Annotated in this window: 13 protein-coding genes; 5 read left to right on the forward strand and 8 right to left on the reverse strand. The window is 69.5% G+C overall.

What is annotated here, in order from left to right; translation table 11 throughout:
- The first annotated feature begins 50 nt into the window (after nt 1-50).
- On the forward strand, nt 51-569 hold the full coding sequence (locus LCL87_RS16860) for an FAS1-like dehydratase domain-containing protein (protein WP_225021655.1): 519 nt from the start codon (nt 51-53) through the stop codon (nt 567-569).
- 21 nt (nt 570-590) lie between these two features.
- Here the strand turns inward: LCL87_RS16860 and LCL87_RS16865 are convergent, their stop codons facing one another.
- The 5 genes from LCL87_RS16865 to ettA all read right to left on the reverse strand — a co-directional run bounded on the left by LCL87_RS16865 (nt 591) and on the right by ettA (nt 8803).
- Entirely contained in the window at nt 591-1271 is a 681-nt protein-coding gene (locus LCL87_RS16865) for a DUF8010 domain-containing protein (protein WP_225021657.1), read from the reverse strand.
- Nucleotides 1264-1731, reverse strand: coding sequence for an acyl-CoA thioesterase (locus tag LCL87_RS16870; RefSeq protein WP_510850789.1), 468 nt, complete (start codon nt 1729-1731; stop codon nt 1264-1266). The genes LCL87_RS16865 and LCL87_RS16870 overlap by 8 nt, the downstream gene beginning before the upstream one ends.
- On the reverse strand, nt 1728-6587 hold the full coding sequence (locus LCL87_RS16875; RefSeq protein ID WP_225021659.1) for an NAD-glutamate dehydrogenase: 4860 nt from the start codon (nt 6585-6587) through the stop codon (nt 1728-1730). The genes LCL87_RS16870 and LCL87_RS16875 overlap by 4 nt, the downstream gene beginning before the upstream one ends.
- Before the next feature lie 109 nt (nt 6588-6696).
- Nucleotides 6697-7119, reverse strand: a complete 423-nt coding sequence (locus LCL87_RS16880) for an acyl-CoA thioesterase (RefSeq protein ID WP_225021660.1) — start codon at nt 7117-7119, stop codon at nt 6697-6699.
- A 4-nt stretch (nt 7120-7123) separates the two neighbouring features.
- Nucleotides 7124-8803 (reverse strand): energy-dependent translational throttle protein EttA, encoded by a 1680-nt coding sequence (gene ettA, locus LCL87_RS16885; RefSeq protein ID WP_225021662.1) that lies wholly within the window; start codon nt 8801-8803, stop codon nt 7124-7126.
- A 128-nt stretch (nt 8804-8931) separates the two neighbouring features.
- Here ettA and LCL87_RS16890 point away from each other — a divergent pair, with 128 nt between their 5' ends.
- The 3 genes from LCL87_RS16890 to LCL87_RS16900 all read left to right on the forward strand — a co-directional run bounded on the left by LCL87_RS16890 (nt 8932) and on the right by LCL87_RS16900 (nt 12627).
- Nucleotides 8932-9483: a TetR/AcrR family transcriptional regulator gene (locus tag LCL87_RS16890; RefSeq protein WP_225021663.1), complete on the forward strand. Its 552-nt coding sequence runs from the start codon at nt 8932-8934 to the stop codon at nt 9481-9483.
- Nucleotides 9484-9683: 200 nt separating this feature from the next.
- Entirely contained in the window at nt 9684-11279 is a 1596-nt protein-coding gene (locus LCL87_RS16895; RefSeq protein ID WP_225021665.1) for a GMC oxidoreductase, read from the forward strand.
- 37 nt (nt 11280-11316) lie between these two features.
- A complete protein-coding gene (locus LCL87_RS16900; RefSeq protein ID WP_225021667.1) occupies nt 11317-12627 on the forward strand; it encodes a lipase family protein in 1311 nt (436 codons plus the stop codon).
- 30 nt (nt 12628-12657) lie between these two features.
- Here the strand turns inward: LCL87_RS16900 and LCL87_RS16905 are convergent, their stop codons facing one another.
- Together LCL87_RS16905 and ssb are read right to left on the reverse strand one after the other, a co-directional pair.
- On the reverse strand, nt 12658-13800 hold the full coding sequence (locus LCL87_RS16905) for a lipase family protein (RefSeq protein WP_225021669.1): 1143 nt from the start codon (nt 13798-13800) through the stop codon (nt 12658-12660).
- Between the two features lie 99 nt (nt 13801-13899).
- Complete coding sequence (ssb, locus tag LCL87_RS16910; RefSeq protein ID WP_225021671.1) at nt 13900-14376, reverse strand: single-stranded DNA-binding protein; 477 nt, start codon at nt 14374-14376, stop codon at nt 13900-13902.
- A 461-nt stretch (nt 14377-14837) separates the two neighbouring features.
- Here ssb and LCL87_RS16915 point away from each other — a divergent pair, with 461 nt between their 5' ends.
- Nucleotides 14838-15605: a histidine phosphatase family protein gene (locus LCL87_RS16915; RefSeq protein WP_225021673.1), complete on the forward strand. Its 768-nt coding sequence runs from the start codon at nt 14838-14840 to the stop codon at nt 15603-15605.
- Between the two features lie 67 nt (nt 15606-15672).
- Here LCL87_RS16915 and LCL87_RS16920 read toward each other — a convergent pair whose 3' ends face one another.
- Nucleotides 15673-17703, reverse strand: a complete 2031-nt coding sequence (locus LCL87_RS16920) for a cytochrome c oxidase assembly protein (protein WP_225021675.1) — start codon at nt 17701-17703, stop codon at nt 15673-15675.
- Between the last annotated feature and the right edge of the window lie 12 nt (nt 17704-17715).

Raw genomic sequence — 17715 nt, forward strand, 5'->3', positions numbered from 1 at the left:
CCGGATACACGGACGGACACATCAGTCGGGGGACACGAGGGAGCATGTCGATGAGCACAACCGAACACGGATTCGCGGAATCGTCGCGACAGCTCCAGCCCGGCCTGGCGCTCCGGTCCTCCGACGTCTACGTCGTCGGGCGGGAGAAGGTGCGCGAGTTCGCCCGCGGGATCCTCGCGATGGATCCGGTGCATCACGACGTCGATGCCGCTCGGCAGTCCGGGTACGCGGACCTCGTCGCCCCGCCCACGTTCACCGCGGTGGTGACCGCGACCCTGATCCGGGACATGCTGACCGATCCCGACTCCGCGATCGACCTGAGCAGGCAGACGCCGATCCACGTGAACGAGAAGATCGTCCTCGCGGCCCCCATCGTGGCCGGTGACGTCCTCACCGCGTCGCTGACGGTCACCGGCGCCAGCGAGCGCGGCGGCGCAGTCTTCCTCGACACCCAGACCGTCCTGCGCACCGCGGACGGCGAGCCCCGGTCGACGGTGTCGTCGTCGATCCTGCTCACCCCCAACACCGAGCCGGTGAGCCCCGAACCGGAACTGGTCGGAGCCCGCTGACCGGACCTACGGCGCAAACGCCTACGTCGTGAACAGCGGGATCGCACCGGCCCGGCGGGCGTAGACCGAGCCGAACCGCGCGTCGAGCCGCAGCCACGACGGCGTCGTCCGCACCCGCACGATCTCGCTCTCGGCGATCGCGTCGAGGTCGGTGTCGGCGGCGGCCGGACGGCCATCGGCGAGCGGCACGAAACCCATTCCGGTGAGCGCGAACACCGTTCGCATGGACACCGCCACCTCGGTGCCGCCGCCCGTCACCTCGAGCACCTTCTGGTCGAGCAGCGACGTGGGCGGTCCCTGCGCGCTGCCGTGCTCCTTGGCCAGCGCGGCGCCGCGCTGCGCCAACCCGAGCAGGACCCGGGCCGGTACGTCGTCCACGTGGACGAAGCCCGATTCCGGCGGCAGGGCGCCGCGCCACGCCGAGTCCATCGCGAATCCCGGGTCGATCTCCCCGGAGTCCCCGCCGAGCGCCTGCAACAGCACGTCGCCGGCCGCAGTGGTGTCCGCCGGACGGATGTCCCCGGACACGACGCGGGTCGCCAGGGCGTCGAATCCCGTTGGCGCCCACACCGACACCCGCCCGTCGCTGCGGCGCTTGATCCGGATGACCGCGGCCTCGTCGAGGTGGATCGCCCGCCCGACGAACACCGCGAGATCCGCGCGATCCGCCGGCTCGGGAATCGTCAGAACCCGCTCAGGCACGCTTCCACAACTCCAGGTATCCCCGCTCGGACGGCGTCAGCCGGCGCAGCCGCTGCGTGCCGATGTCGAAGGCCGCGATCTGCGTCGACGCCACGATCGACGGCGGGGTCGACGGCGCCGCTCCCCCGCGCCGCACCTCGTACGCGATCGTGAAGTCCACGGCCCGAATCTGTTCCACCCACATCAGGACGTCGAGCGGGCTGTCCTGGTGGCGGAGCTGGCCGCGGTAGCGCACCCGCAGGTCGGCGATCACGGCGCCGTCGCGCAACGTCACGGTCGGCGCACCGTCCTCGAACAGCCACGGAATCCGCGCCTCCTCGAGCAGCGTCACCATCCGCGCGTGGTTGACGTGCTGGAACGCGTCCATGTCCGACCACCGGACCACGACGCGCGTGTGGAATCCCACCGGCTCGGCGCCGACGGCCTTCCCGTTGTGCACGGCCTCCTGGGAACCGCTCACCTTCCGACCTCCGATCTGGTGCCCACACCCCGCACCATGCTGCGTACCTGACGCGCCGCCACCGACAGCGTCGCGAGGTCCAGCGTTCCAGACTCGAAGATCTCCGCGAGCGCGGACCTCGATCGGGCGAGTCGCGAGGCGTTCGTGGACTCCCAGTAGTCGATCTTCTCCTCGGGGGTCTCGTCCGGTTCGCCGCCGACGAGGACCTCGAGGGTGAGCGAGCGCAGCGAGCCGTACAGGTCGTCGCGCAGCGCCAGCCGGGCCAGCGAATGCCACCGGTCTCCGCGGGCGAGGTCGGAAACCGCGGTGAGCAGCCAGTCGATGCCCAGGTGCGCGTCGAGCGCGAAGTACAGCTCGGCCACCTCCTCGCCGTCGCGCTCGCAGATGTCGGCGACGTCGATGATGTCGAGCAGGCAGAACAGATCCAGCAGCCGGTACACCTCGAGGGCGAGTTCCCGCGGGGCACCGTCCGCGATGGCCGAGTGCGATCGCCGTTCGAGGTCGGTGAGGTGGTGCCCGCGCAGCCAGCCCGGCACCTTCGGGGCGAGTCGGCGGAACTCGGTCGAGTAGCGGCTGATCTCGGCGCCCACCGCGATCGGCTGCGGCCGGTTGGACAGGAACCAGCGCGACGCCCGGTCCAGCACGCGCCGCGACTGCAGCATCAGCACGTCCGACACGTCCGACGGGATGTCGGCCGTGCCGACCCTCGACCACACGTCGTGGAGTTCGAAGATCTCGGTGACGGCGGCGTAGGCGCGGATCGAGTCGGTGCTCGACGCGCCGGCATCCTCCGCGAGCCGGTACGCGTACGTGATCCCGCCGTTGTCGATGGCCTCGTTCGCCAGCATCGTCGCCACGATCTCCCGCCGCAGCGAGTGTGCCCGGATCGCCGGCGCGAACCGTTCCCGCAGCGGCCCGGGGAAGTAGCCGGGCAGGCGGGCCGCGAAGAAGTCACTGTCCGGCAGTTCGGTGTCCAGGAGTTCCTGTTCGAGCGCCAGCTTGACGTGGGCCATCACCGTCGCCAACTCGGGCGAGGTGAGTCCGCCGCCTGCCTGCGCCCGCCGGTTGAACTCGGCCTCGGTGGGCAGCGCCTCGAGCTTGCGGTCGAGTCCGTGACGGGTGATGAGGGTAGCGATCAGGCGGCGGTGCACGTCCAACATCTGAGGTGCGCTCGCGCGCGACATGCCGAGCTGATCGTTCTGGGCGATGTTGTCCGCCAACACCAGTCGTGCCACCTCGTCGGTCATCGACGCGAGCAGCGGGTCCCGATCCGCGATCGCGAGGTCGCCGTTGCTGACGACGGAGTCGAGCAGGATCTTGATGTTGACCTCGTGGTCGGAGCAGTCGACGCCCGCCGAGTTGTCGATCGCATCGGTGTTGATCTTGCCGCCGCTCAGCGCGTACTCGATGCGCCCCAGCTGCGTCACGCCGAGGTTCCCGCCCTCCCCGATCACCCGGGCCCGCACGTCGGCCCCGTGCACGCGGACCGCGTCGTTGCTCTTGTCCCCCACCGACGCATCGGACTCGGACGCCGCCTTGACGTACGTACCGATGCCGCCGTTCCACAGCAGGTCCATCGGCGCTTTCAACACGGCCTTGACCAGATCCGGCGGCGACAGCTCGGTGACGTCGTCGCCCAATCCCAGCGCGGCACGCACCTGCGCGCTGATCGGCACCGACTTCGCGGTCCGCGCGTACACGCCGCCGCCCTCGCTGATCAGCGAGCGGTCGTAGTCGTCCCACGACGAGCGCGGCAGCGCGAACATGCGCCGGCGCTCGGCGAAGGAGCGCGCCGCATCCGGGGTCGGGTCGAGGAAGATGTGCCGGTGGTCGAACGCCGCGACGAGTCGGATGTGTTCGCTGAGCAGCATTCCGTTGCCGAACACGTCGCCACTCATGTCGCCGATCCCGGCGACCGTGAAATCGTCTGCCGCCACGTCGATTCCGAGTTCCCGGAAGTGCCGCTTGACGCTCTCCCACGCGCCGCGGGCGGTGATGCCCATCTCCTTGTGGTCGTAGCCCGCGGAGCCTCCGGACGCGAACGCGTCACCGAGCCAGAACCCGTACTCGGCGGCGACGCCGTTGGCGATGTCGGAGAAGGTGGCGGTGCCCTTGTCCGCCGCGACGACGAGGTAGGTGTCGTCCCCGTCCCGCCGGACCACCCGCTCGGGCGGCACCACCGCGCCGGTCACCCGATCGACGTTGTCGGTGATGTCGAGCAGCCCGGAGATGAACGTGCGATAGCAGGCCACGCCCTGGTCGCGCACCGCCTGCCGGTCGACGGCCGGATCGCCCGTCGGCGCCACCGGTTGTTTGACGACGAAGCCGCCCTTCGCCCCCACCGGGACGATCACCGCGTTCTTGACCGCCTGCGCCTTCGCCAGCCCGAGGATCTCGGTGCGGAAGTCCTCGCGGCGATCCGACCAGCGCAACCCGCCGCGCGCCACCGGACCGAACCGTAGGTGCACGCCCTCGACGTCCGGCGAGTACACGAACACCTCGAACTGTGGCCGCGGCTTCGGCAGTTCGGCGATGCGCCCGGGCTCGAACTTGAGCGAGAGGAACTTCCGCGAGACCCCGTCGGCGCCCTGCACGAAGTGGTTGGTGCGCAGCGTCGCCCGCACGAGACCGAACAGCGCGCGCAGGATGCGGTCGACGTCGAGGCTGACGACCGAGTCGATCGCGGTACGCAGATCCCGCTCCAGGCCCTTCGAGCGCTGCGGCGACGCCGAGTCCGGGTCGAACATCGCCTCGAACAACTCGACCAGCAACCGGGCCACCTCGGGGTGCGCGAGCACCACCGACTCGATGTGCCCCTGGCTGTAGGCGAATCCGGCCTGCCGCAGGTACTTCACATACGCACGCAACACCGACACCTGCCGCCAGTCCATGCCGGAACGCAGCACCAGTTCGTTGAACCGGTCCGCCTCGCACCGCCCGTACCAGACCGCAGTGAAGGCGTCGGTGAGACGATCGCGCAACCGTGCGTCGGGCCCGCCGTCACCCACCCCGGCGGCGTCACGCAATTCCGGGGGAACCGCGATTCCAAATTCGTACAGCCAGCACTGCAGTCCGTCCGGGCGTCGGACCGCATACGGCCGCTCGTCGAGCACCTCGACGCCGAGACTGTGCAGCACCGGAAGTACGTGGGACAACGAGATTCCCTCGCCCGCGAAGTACAGCGCGAACTGCCACCGCCACGCCGGAGCCGGCACGTCGTGGTGGATCCGCATGTCGATCGAGTCGGCATCGAGGCCCTCGAACCGACTGATGTCGACGAGCGCCTCCAGGGCGTCGAAGTCCTCCTTGTAGCCCTCGGGAAGCTCGGCCGCGTACTTCGCGGCCACGGCGGGGTCCACGTCGGGATCGGCCGCGACGGCGTCCGCGAAATGGTCGCCCCAACTGCGGCTCGCCTCGGCGAGCAACCCCTGGATCCGGAGCCGGTTCGCTTCCGACGTGTCCACGCGGCCGTCCCGGGCGCCCGGCGGCTTCCGGATCGTCACGTGCAGCATCGCGAGGTCTCCCTCGGACACCCGGGCCGTATAGTCGAGCGATCCGCCGCCCAGCTCGTCGAGCAGGATCTGCTGCATCGCCAGGCGCACCCGGGTCGTGTAGCGGTCCCGCGGCAGGTACACCAGACAGGACACGAAACGTTCGAAACTGTCCTCGCGCATGAACAACCGCACCTGGCGGCGCAGTCCGATGTTGAGAACCGCGGTCATCGTCTCGAGCAGCGCGTCGGCGTCGATCGAGAACAGTTCGGTGCGAGGAAACGACTGCACGACCTCGAGCATCGCCTGGCCCGAGAAGGAGTCGATGCCGAAACCCGCGCGCTCGATCGCGGTGCGCACCCGCCGCGCGATCACCGGAATCTCCAGGACGTTCTCGTGCAGCGCGGTCACCGTGAACACCCCGAGGAATCGGTGCTCCCCGACGATCGAACCGTCGTCGTCGAGGATGCTGACACCCACGAAGTAGGGATACACCGACCGGTGCACCGTGGCGGGCGCCGAGCCCTGCGTCAACACCAACAGCGGACGATCCGGAATGTCCACTGTCAGGGGAATCTTGATGTGCTCGTCGGCATGAGCATCCGATCGCAGCACGCCCAGTCCGCTCTCCGGAATCCGGCGGGTGCTCCGATCGTCGCGACATTCGTAGCGGCGGTAGCCGAGCACCGTGTAGTGGCCGTCGGCGAGCCAGCGCAACAGGTCGGCACAGTCGCGCAACTCGTCGGCAGACCGCCCGGGCGGCGGATTCTCCGCTCGCACATCGAGTTCCGCTGCGAGTGCGAGCTGCAGCGCGCGCATGGCATCAGTGTCCGCCACGACCTGCCCGACGTCGGACAGCACGTCGGAGATCGACGACTCGAGCGCGTCGAGCACCTCGTCCTCGGTGGCGGGATGCAGTTGCACGTGCATCCACGACTCCGCGAGGGCGTCACTCGGGAGGTCGCGGATCGGGACGTCGGCCAGGATCTGTTCCAGCGTGCCGTCCGGGCCCCTGCGGACGCCCAGGATCGGATGGACGACCTCGCTGATCGAGGCATCGAGTCGGCCCAGCAGCGCGGTCACGGACTCGACGAGCAACGGCATGTCGTCGGCGACGATCTGCAGAGCGGCGCCGACGCCGGTGCCGTCGGACGGGCGGTGGACGCGGGTGACCGCTTCGCCCGGCGCGCGCCGGGCGGCGAGCAGCACGTGCTCGCGGATGATCGCGTCCGCGTGACGGGCCAGGACGCTGTCGGGTTCGCCGGCGGAGGTGTGACGGAAATAGACCGTCGTCACGTCCGGTATGCAGGCCCGCAGATCGGCGGGCAGCGTGAGAGACCAGTCGGAATCCACAGAATCCGTCATCGCGACGCTCCGTCCCTGTTCGAGGTCACCGCGGTTGGCTCAATGGCGAGCCTAACCGCGGCGACCCCGAGTCGCGCGGAACTCCGATACGGCCGGGTCCGGGCCGGGGCTACGCGGGCGTGGTGGCCGGCAGGTAGCGGCCGAGCACCTCGCGCTCGGCTTCGGACAGAACGCGGGACGTCTCGGCCCGGGCGTCGAAGCCCACCATGACCGCGTCGCCCTTTGCACAGACGTTGCCGGCCGTGTCCTTGACGACGTGCCGCAGCGTGAACGACGACGTGCCGACGTGGACCACCGACACCTCCACCCGGACCGGGCCGGAGGCATCGGTGATGGGACTCAGGAACTCGGCGTCCATCTTGCGGACGACGACCGCGCGGGGTGCGGCGCCCAGCGACGCCGCACCCTCGATCAGGAAGAGCGACCGCGCCTCCTGCATGTACTCCACGACGCGCGCGTTGTTGACGTGTCCGAGACGATCGGAATCGCCCCAACGCACCTGGACGTCGCAGCTGTAGACCTGGTTCGACACGAGGTCAGTCGCGGGTCAGCTTGCGGTGCGTGACCCGGTGCGGACGGGCCGCGTCGGCACCGAGGCGGGCGACCTTGTTCTCCTCGTACGCCTCGAAGTTGCCCTCGAACCAGTACCAAGCGGCCTCGTTGTCGCCGAAGGCGCCTTCCCACGCGAGGATGTGCGTGCAGGTCCGGTCCAGGAACCAGCGGTCGTGCGAGATCACGACGGCGCAGCCGGGGAATTCCTGCAGCGCGTTCTCCAGCGAGCTGAGGGTCTCGACGTCGAGGTCGTTGGTCGGCTCGTCGAGCAGGATCAGGTTGCCGCCCTCCTTGAGGGTCAGCGCCAGGTTCAGGCGGTTGCGCTCACCGCCGGAGAGCACGCCCGACGGCTTCTGCTGGTCCGGGCCCTTGAAGCCGAACGCACTGACGTACGCACGCGACGGCATCTCGTTCTGGCCGACCTCGATGTAGTCGAGACCGTCGGAGACGACCTCCCACACCGTCTTGGCCGGGTCGATGTTGGCGCGGTTCTGGTCGACGTAGCTGAGCTTGACCGTCTCGCCCACCTTGACGGTGCCGGAATCCGGCTCCTCGAGTCCGACGATGGTCTTGAACAGCGTGGTCTTACCGACACCGTTGGGGCCGATGACGCCGACGATGCCGTTACGCGGCAGCGTGAACGACAGGTCCTTGATCAGCATGCGGCCGTCGAAGCCCTTGTCCAGGTTCTCCACCTCGACGACCACGTTGCCGAGGCGCGGCGGGGTCGGGATCTGGATCTCCTCGAAGTCCAGCTTGCGGTGCTTCTCGGCCTCCGCGACCATCTCGTCGTAGCGGTCGAGGCGCGCCTTGTTCTTGGACTGGCGGGCCTTGGCGCCGGACCGGACCCAGGCGAGCTCCTCCTTGAGGCGCTTCTGCAGCTTCTGGTCCTTCTTGCCCTGCACCTCGAGGCGGGCGGCCTTCTGCTCCAGGTAGGTGGAGTAGTTGCCCTCGTACGGGTACAGGCGGCCGCGGTCGACCTCACAGATCCACTGCGCGACGTGATCGAGGAAGTACCGATCGTGGGTGACGGCGAGGATGGCGCCCGGGTAGGCGGCCAGGTGCTGCTCGAGCCACAGGACCGACTCGGCGTCGAGGTGGTTGGTGGGCTCGTCGAGCAGCAGCAGGTCGGGCTTGCTCAGCAGCAGCTTGCACAGCGCGACGCGGCGCTTCTCACCACCGGAGAGGTGCGTGACCATCTCCTCCGGCGGCGGGCAGCGCAGCGCGTCCATCGCCTGCTCGAGCTGCGAGTCGATCTCCCACGCGTTGGCGTGGTCGAGCTTCTCCTGGAGCGTGCCCATCTCCTCCATCAACTCGTCGGAGTAGTCGGTGGCCATGAGCTCGGCGATCTCGTTGTAGCGCTTGAGCTGCACCATGGTGTCGCCGAGGCCCTCCTCGACGTTCTCGCGAACCGTCTTGGTCTCGTCGAGGTGCGGCTCCTGCATCAGGATGCCGACCGAGGCACCGGGAGCGAGGAACGCCTCGCCGTTGCCCGGCTGGTCCAGACCGGCCATGATCTTCAGGATGCTGGACTTACCGGCGCCGTTCGGGCCCACCACACCGATCTTGGCGCCCGGGTAGAAGCTCATGGTGACGTCGTCGAGAATTACCTTGTCGCCATGCGCCTTGCGCACCTTTTTCATCGTGTAAATGAACTCAGCCACCCAAAGGCTCCAATCTGGACTGGAAAAGTGCAGCTCAACGGCTGCGAGAACGTACGACTCGACCGCCAGCCTACCGCGCCCGGCCCCGGGCTCTCCCCCGCGCGCGACCGGTGCCCGATAATGGCGCGGTGCGGTCGCGGAAGAAGATCTTGGACGCCACTCTCGACCTGATCGGCAGCGCCGGCTTCGAGGGTGTGAACATCGCCGCCGTGGCCGCCTCGGCGGGTGTCACCCGGCAGACCGTGTACTCCATCTTCGGCTCGCGCGAGGACCTCGTCTCGCAGGCGATCGCCGGCGTCGTCGTCGAGGTGCTCGGCGACATCCGCGCCCGGCTCGCGGCCACGCACTCCCCCGTCGAGTACGTAGTCGAACTCGTCGTCACTGGACGCGCCGTGATCCGCGACGTCCCCGTCCTGGGTGCGCTGCTCCGCGCCGGGGACGGCAATCCACTGTTCGACCCTGGCATGATCTCCCGCGCCAAACCTATTGCCCACGAACTCCTCTCGCCGCTCGTCGAGCGCGAGCCGCGCCTGACCGACCGCCTCGACGACATCGTCGAGATCACCCTGCACCTCGCCCTGTCGGTCGTCTTCTTCGACGACGACGCCCTGCACGCCGACGACGACCTGCGCCGCTTCCTCACGCGCTGGCTCGGGCCGGCACTGACGCTCGACCCGTAGGCGCCGGACACCACCCAACTTCTTGACAGTTCGGTCGACAGGTGTCTAGTTTTAGCTCGCTCTCCGGAGTGAGACGGATCACTCCGCGCGGCCGACCACCCGTCCGCCCTGGGCTGAAGGGACCCTTCGTGCGCCTACAGCGCGTCGAGGGACCCTTCGACTGCTGCCGACCACTGTTTTTCGAACTGGGGGGATGTGCTGTGTCCGAAATCAAGAGAAGGTCGTTCCTGACCGCCGCCGCGGCCGCGGGAATCGCGCTGGCCGCGCCGGGCGCCGCCCGTGCCGCCGCTGGCATCGCGGCGCGCGTCGACCGGGTTCCGGTCATCCGCGAGGACCACCGGGTGATCGTGATCGGTTCCGGCTTCGGCGGCGGCGTGACCGCGCTGCGCCTCGCGGAGGCGGGCGTGCCGGTGACCGTCCTCGAACGCGGGATCCGCTGGCCCACAGGGCCGAACGCCTCGACGTTCCCGAGTCCGACGGCACCCGACAAGCGCGCACTCTGGTACCGGTCCGTGCCGCAACTGTTCGGCCGCCCGGTTCTCGTCGAGCCGTTCACCGGCCTGGTCGAGGCGGTTCCGGGCGACAACATCACCGCTCTGTGCGCGGCGGGCGTCGGCGGCGGTTCCCTGATCTACCAGGGGATGTCGTTGCAGCCGTCGGAGGCCGTGTTCAGCTCGCACTTCCCCGGCGGCATCGACTGGTCCGAGATGGACCGCGTCCACTACCCCCGCGTCGCCCGCATGCTGCAACTCGCGGTCGCGCCCGACGAACTCGTCGACAGCCCCAGCTACCTCGCGCCGCGGACGTTCGCGCAGAACGTCGAACGTGCCGGGCTGCCGCTGTCGAAGATCCCGATGCCGATCGACTGGAACTACGCCCTCGACGAGTTGCGCGGCGCGATGCGGCCGTCGTACACCAACGGTGACGGCGCCCTCGGCGTCAACAACGGCGGCAAGCACTCCGTCGATGTCACCTACATCGCGGCCGCCGAGGCCACCGGGAAGGTGACGGTGCAGACACTGCACGAGGTCACCGACGTCGAACGCGCACCGGACGGCCGCTGGACGGTGTACGTCAACCGGATCGACACCACGGGCCGTGTGCTCGAGAACAAGATCCTCACCACGAACGCGCTGGTGATGGCCGCCGGCAGCCTCAACACCACCAAGATGCTGGTCCGGGCCGCGGCGCAGGGGCGGATCCCCGACCTGCCCGACGGCCTCGGCGGCGGCTGGGGCACCAACGCCGACCGGATCTACGTGTGGACCACCCCGGACCGCGAGTTCGGTCTCGCGCAGGGCGGCCCGGTCGTCTACGGCAGCCTCAACTGGGACGATCCCGCGACCGCGCACACCGTGATCCAGGCGTCCATCCCGTCGCTGTCGGTCGACGTGCGCAGCACCATGCTCGTCGGCTACGGCGTGAGCGACGGCCGCGGCCGGTTCGAGTACGACCCGGCCGTGAACGACGCGGTGCTGCGCTGGCCGCACGAGGGCGACTGGGCCGTCCAGAGCGGTCACATCGACCGGACGGTCCGCGCGATCGCCGGCCCGACGAGCATCCTCACCGACACCAACGCGATCGTGCCGTCCACGTGGCATCCGCTGGGCGGTGCCTGCATGGACACGGTCTGCGACCTCGAAGGCCGGGTCCACGGCCAGCGCGGGCTGTACGTGCTCGACGGCGCCCTCATGCCCGGCAACACCGCGGCGTGCAACCCCTCCATGACGATCGCCGCCGTGGCCGAACGCGCGCTCGACCGCATCGTCGCGCGCGATGTCGGCACGGTCATCTGACCCGTCCGCGCACATCCCCCGACCGAAAGACCAGTCCATGAACATGTCTCTCGAAAAGCGTGGCCGGGCCGCCGTCGCCGCGCTGGTGAGCAGCGCCGCGGCCGCACTCGTCCTCGCCGCACCGGGTCCGGCCGCGGCCGCTCCCGCCCCCGACTTCTACGCGCCGCCGGCGCAGTTGCCGGACGCCCCCCGCGGCGTCGTCCGCAGCGAACCGCTGCCGATCTTCGCCACGGTCCCCGAATCCGACGGGAGCTGGCCTGCCGCAGCACAACTCGTGATGTACACCTCCCGCCTGCAGGACGGCACGCCGACCGCGGTGACCGGTACCTTCATCGACAGCACGCACCCGTGGCGTGGTCAGGGTCCGCGGCCGACCGTCGTCATCGCGCCCGGCACGTCCGGGCAGGGTGACCAGTGCGCGATGTCCCGGGCCTTCTCGACGGGTCTGAACGCCGGCCTGGATCCGCTGTTCCTGTCGGCCAACCAGGAGGCGGTGTCAGCCGGGGTGTGGTCGGCGCTCGGGGCGCGGGTGTTCGTGACCGACTACATCGGCCTCGGCACGCCCGGCACCCACACCTACGTCAACCGGGTCGAGCAGGCACATGCCGTGCTCGACGCGGCACGGGCGGCGAACACGCTGGCCGGCAGCGACACGACACCGCTTGCGCTGTGGGGCTATTCGCAGGGCGGCGGGGCGACCGCGGCCGCCGCGGAACTCGCGCCGTCGTATGCGCCGGAACTGAACATCAAGGGCGTCTGGGCGGGCGGTCCGACCGCGGATCTCGAGCAGGTGCTCGGTCAGATCGACGGGAACCTCATCGGCGGCGCGATCGGCTTCGCCGTCAACGGCTTCGTCGCCCGCTACCCCGAACTGCGGTCGGTGGTGCAGGAGCGACTGAGCCCGGCAGGCCAGGCCGCGCTCGACGGCATCGGGAACGAGTGCATCGCCGACATCATCACGAAGCGGCCGTTCCTGCAGACGCGCAACTTCACCGACGACGGCCGGCCCCTGATCGACAACCTCCGCGAGGTGCCCGCGGCACTGCAGGTTCTGCGCGACCAACGCATCGGCACCGTCGCACCGCGAGTTCCGGTCCTGGTCTCGAGCGGCCGCAACGACGACACCGTCCCGTACGGTCAGGCCCGCCAGTTGGCCGTCGACTGGTGCGAGCGCGGCGCGAACGTCACGTTCCGCACCAATGAATTGCCGCCGCTGGCACCGGGTACCACCTTCGGGAACCACTTCGGACCGCTGATCGCCGACGCGTACCTCGACGGCACCCCGGTTCGCTACCTCCTCGACCGGTTCGACGACGTGCCCACTGCCCCGGGCTGCAGTTTCACCTGACCTGACCGCCGCCCCTGATCGAACGACAGGTCACAGTCGCTGCCGGACGAACGGCGTCGAGTCCGGCAGCGACGCCGCCATCGTCCCGTCGTGGTTGGTCGGATAGGTCATGTAGGTGGCGTCGACCCCGGCCAGACGAAGGTCGGCGATGAGCTTGAACGACAGCGGCGCCGGCACCACGGTGTCGAGCAGGCCCTGCGCGATGAACAGCGACCGGTCGTAGCCGCTGGTGGGCACGCCCAGATACTCGGTCATCGCCGCGTGCATCGCGGGATCGCCGAGCGACCTTGTCAACAGCTCGCCCACCGACACACCCTTGACCGCCTCGGCCTGTTCGTCGTAGCAAAGGGTTTCGGCGGCGTCGACGAGTTCCCGGCCGCGCGGAGTCAGGTAGCTGTCGACATCGACCTGCGGCATCGTCGCGCGCATTCCTGCGAGGATGTACGTGGCGAAGACCGTCAGGCCGTCCAACCCGAGCGGCGGAATCCACGGGCCGCCGATCGAGAACGCCGTCTCCAGGTTCGACGGCGCACCGGTCGTGACCGCGCCGCGGAAGTCGAGTTCCGGTGCGTAGCGCGTCGCCTCGTGCGCGCTGAACAGCGCCGCGTGTCCGCCCTGCGACTGGCCGATCGCCATCCACCGCGGCGACAGCTCGGGCACAACGGCCCGCCCCGCCCGCACCATGTCGATCACCGCGGTCGCCTCGGACGCCCCTTCCAGATAGGGATGGACACCGGGCGTGCCGAGTCCGATGTAGTCGGTCGCGACGATCGCGTATCCCTGGGACAGCCAGTGCCCCAGATAGTTCGAATCCCGCTGCGAGCGCGGGTTCCGCGAGGGTGCGCAGGCGTCGCCGAGCCCGACCGTGCCGTGCGCCCACGACACCACCGGCCACCCGCCCTCGGGCGGTGTGCCCTGCGGCACGAACACCACCCCGGAACTCTCTGCGGGACGCCCGGCCGCATCGCGTGTGGTGTAAGTGATCCGGTACTCGCGGGCGGTGCCCTGCAGCCCGAGACCGGGCGGCAGGGACTCGACCGACTGCACCCTGCCGGGTGCGGCCTCGGCGGACACTCCGCCCGCCGAGGCCGTAGTGGGCACCAGTGCAGCGAGGGCGGCAACCGCCCCCACCGCGGTTGCCCGACGCAGTGACTCACTGATCGATCGACGCATGTTCGCTCCCTCGGGCTTTCGTTTCCGCTCGGCCTGGGCGTGAAGCCACTGTCGCAGACCGTGAGAGGGTTCGCCCGGCGAAACGTCGAACGTGACCGACTACCCGGCGAGTGCTTCGGCCCGTTCCTCGACGATGCCGCCCTCCCCGTCGAGGCCTTCCGGTTCAGGTGTCGCCTCGCCCTCGACTTCGTCGCCGGCCGTGGCGGTCCGGGTCCGCCCCGACCGGTCGAGCCGGGCGCTGCAGCGCGCGAGGTCCGGCCCGATCGCCGCGGCCCGCATCTCGAGGTCGGAGCGCGACTCACCGTCCCGGGTCTTGTACTCGTTGGTGCGCAGCTCACCATGGGCGATGATCGGGTCGCCCTTCATCAGCGACGCCCCCACGCCCTGGACGAGCCGGCGCCAGCAGCTCACCGTCAGGTAGAGCGTTCCGCCGTCCACCCACTCGCCGGATTCGCGGTCGCGCCGGCGGACGTTGCTCGCCATCCGGAAGCTCATCACCTCCTCGCCGGACGTTGTCTCGCGCTTGATCGGATCGGTGATCACGGTCCCCACCACCGTGCCGTGCGTCTCGTACATCGCTGTCCCCCTCGGCCGGCCGCCGCGGGAAGGTCCCGAGACGGCGAATGCACCGCCCCGGTCGGGACGATGCATTCGACTGTGCCGTGGATCAGGCCTTGAACACGCCTGCGAGCGTGTTTGTGGATGAACCGAAGTGGCATCCACAGCGGCGTCCGGACCGCCCGGTCGCCGAGGCTTTCCGTCGGAGGCGCGTGATACAAGCTGCGGCTCGCGAACCGGTCGACGTGCCACTGAACGAGCTGTCCCCGGGACGCACCCCCTGCGCGCCGCTGTCACGAAAGCCTGGACGATCGTTCAATTCCGTTCCGAGTTAACGGAATTCATCGTTCCGACAGTTCCCACGCAACGGGATGTTGTCTTCGTCACACTCCGAATGCTGTTCATGCTGGTGTCGCCGCCGCGGCGTCTGTCACACGACGCCGCGGCGGGCCCCTGTCCATGACCGATCTGGAGGTTCCATGTCCCGCCGACTCAGACTTCACGCCACCCTGGCCGCCGCGGCCACCGTTCTCGTCTCGCTCCCGCTCGTCACCGGGTCCGTCGCCGCGGCGCGGCCGGACAGCAACTCGAGCGTGTCATGGCCGATCGGCAGCGGCTCCACCGCGGTCGACCCGTCGGCGGGGTACGACATCCTCTTCGTGCGCCACGGCCACACCACCTACCCACAGCCGGAGGAGGAACTGTCTCCGTTGGGCATCGAACAGGCGGCAGCGCTGGCCGAGAAGCTCGAGGATGCGCCGGTCAACGCGGTCCACACCTCGATGATGCTGCGGGCGTTCCAGACCGGTGACAACGTCGCGTCCGATCACAACGTGCCGGTGCTCGCCGACAAGAACCTCCGAGAGATCGCGTTCCATGCTCCCGCCGAGGTGCCGCCGGCCGAACAGACGGCGTACTTCAGCAACATCGTGAGGCAGTGGGTCAACGGCGAGGAACGTGACAACGATTTCGGCGGCGAAGGCTATCGCGCGATCGAGGCGCGCTGGAACACCTGGTGGGAGGGCTTCCTCCGGCAGCACCGCAACGACCGGGGGACCGCTGTCGTCGTCGCCCACGGCGGGGTCTTCGGTGTGATGCTTCCCGCCACCTGTAGCAACGAGATCACCGCGGACTTCGCGGTGTCCAACCCGCTCGACAACACCGGCATCGTCAAAGCCCGGTTGCACCCGAACGGCACCCTCACCTGCAGCGAGTGGAACGGCGTAGCCGTCCCCAGCGCGTCCTGACCGATGTCCGTGGTCGCTCCCGCCGGTACGGCGGGAGCGATCACGTCCGCGACGGTGTCGACGGTGCCTACAGCCCACCCTCCCGGTCGCGCCGGGCGAGTTCGGCGAACATCGCGTTGTGCGCGGCCAGGTCCGCGTCGTCGTCGCGCTCGGCGGCGCGGTCGACACGCTTGGCGGTCTTCTGGTCGCTGCGCGACCACTGCACCAGCAGCGCCAGCATGACGAGCACGAGCGGGACCTCGCCGGTGGCCCACGCGATCGAACCGCCCAACTGCTGATCGTTGAGCAGGTCGGTGTTCCACTCCAGGCCGAGCGACCGGTAGAAGGTGGCGCCCATCACCTCGCCCATGCTCATCAGCGCGATGCCGAAGAACGCGTGGAACGGCAGCGAGCCGAACACCATCGCCAGCTTGGTGATGGGCTGCAGCTGGCGCGGCGACGGGTCGACGCCGATCACGACCCAGTAGAACAGGTAGCCGCTGAGGATGAAGTGCACGTTCATCAGCAGGTGCGCGGTGTGGCTGTCGACGTTGGCGCCGAAGATGCCGCCGAGGTACAGCGCGTAGAAGCCGCCCACGAACATCACCGACGCCACCAGCGGGTGGGTGAGGAAGCGCGAGATCGGGCTGTGCAGGAAGGCGAGGAGCCACTCACGCGGGCCCGGGACACCGTCCTTGCCGGCGGGGCGCATCGCGCGCAGCGCGAGCGTGAACGGTCCACCGAGCACCAGCAGCACCGGGGCCAGCATCGACAGCGCCATGTGGGCGCCCATGTGGACACTGAACATCGCCGGCGCGTACCGGCCGACACCCGACGACGTCCCGATCAGCAGAACCAGGCAGCCGGCGAACCACGCGATGGTCCGGCCCACCGGCCAGCTGTCGCCGCGCTTGCGCAGGGTCCGCAGACCGACGAAGTAGAGCACGGCGAGGATGATCGCGGCGGTGCCGAAGATCAGGTCGAAGCGCCAGTCCAGCATCAGCTTCGCGAAGGTCGGCGGACCGTCGAGGTTGTAGCCGAGCTCGACCTCGGTGAGCGTCGGCACCGACGACGGCGGGGGCGGCGGGGTGCGGCCGAGTCCGACGGCGATGCCGATCGTCGCGGCGAACACGAGGGCCTCGGCACCCGCGAACCGGACGAGCGCGCCCCGCGACTCCGGGTCGGCGGCGAGCGCGGGCAGCGCGCGTCGACGCTGGAGGAAGCCGAATACACCGAGCACCACCAGCGCGACGATCTTCGCGACGATCAGGCGCCCGTAGGTGGTGGAGAACAGGTCGTCGAGCGGCACCCGGACGAGGGCGTTGACGACGCCGCTGATGGCCATCGCCACGAAGCAGATCGTCGCGACGAACGAGAAGCGCCGGGCGGCGACGTCGGTGTAGGCGCCGCGACGGCGGGCGTGCGCGAGCAGCGCGAACAGTCCGCCCGCCCAGAAGGCGGCACCGACGAGGTGCCAGATGAGGCTGTTGGTGGCGACGTCGTGCGAGCCACCCGAGGACGAGTGCCCGGTCAGGGCCAGCGGCATCATCGTCGCGACGCCGAGCGCCAGCAGGAACGGCGTCCAGGACCAGCGCAGCGCGATCCGGCACACGATCGCCAGGACCACGGCCATGATCGCGGTCCACTGCCACGCGACGGCGGTCTCGACCTGCCCGATCGCCGAGAACAGGTTCGACGGCTTGACGGCCTCGGAGAACGGCTGACCCGACGTGTCCGACAGCGTCAGCGGCACCATGACGACCGCACTCAGTGCCCACACGAAGGCGGCATGAGAGGCGGTGCGCAGCGCGCGGTAACCGTCGACGTCGAGGACGCCCGTCTTCTGTGGCGGCACCATGAACGCCGAGAACAGCAGCGAACCGATCGCGATCACGGCGGCGATCTCGCTGACCGCGCGCAGGGCCGGTAGTCCGTACGTGGTGAGCGGGCCCGGATCCGGGATGCCCATCAGCACCAGCGCCTGGGACGCCGACATGGCGACCACCAGGGCGGCGACGAGGCCGGCGAGGACGCCACTGACCGCGAAGAACAGGCCGGAACCGGGACGGGACGAGGGAACGGGAGCGTGCTCGGTCTGCTCACGCACGGGTGTTGCCATGGCTACCAGGGT

It is taken from the genome of Prescottella equi, from assembly GCF_020171745.1.
In the GTDB taxonomy this organism is placed as follows: domain Bacteria; phylum Actinomycetota; class Actinomycetes; order Mycobacteriales; family Mycobacteriaceae; genus Prescottella; species Prescottella equi_A.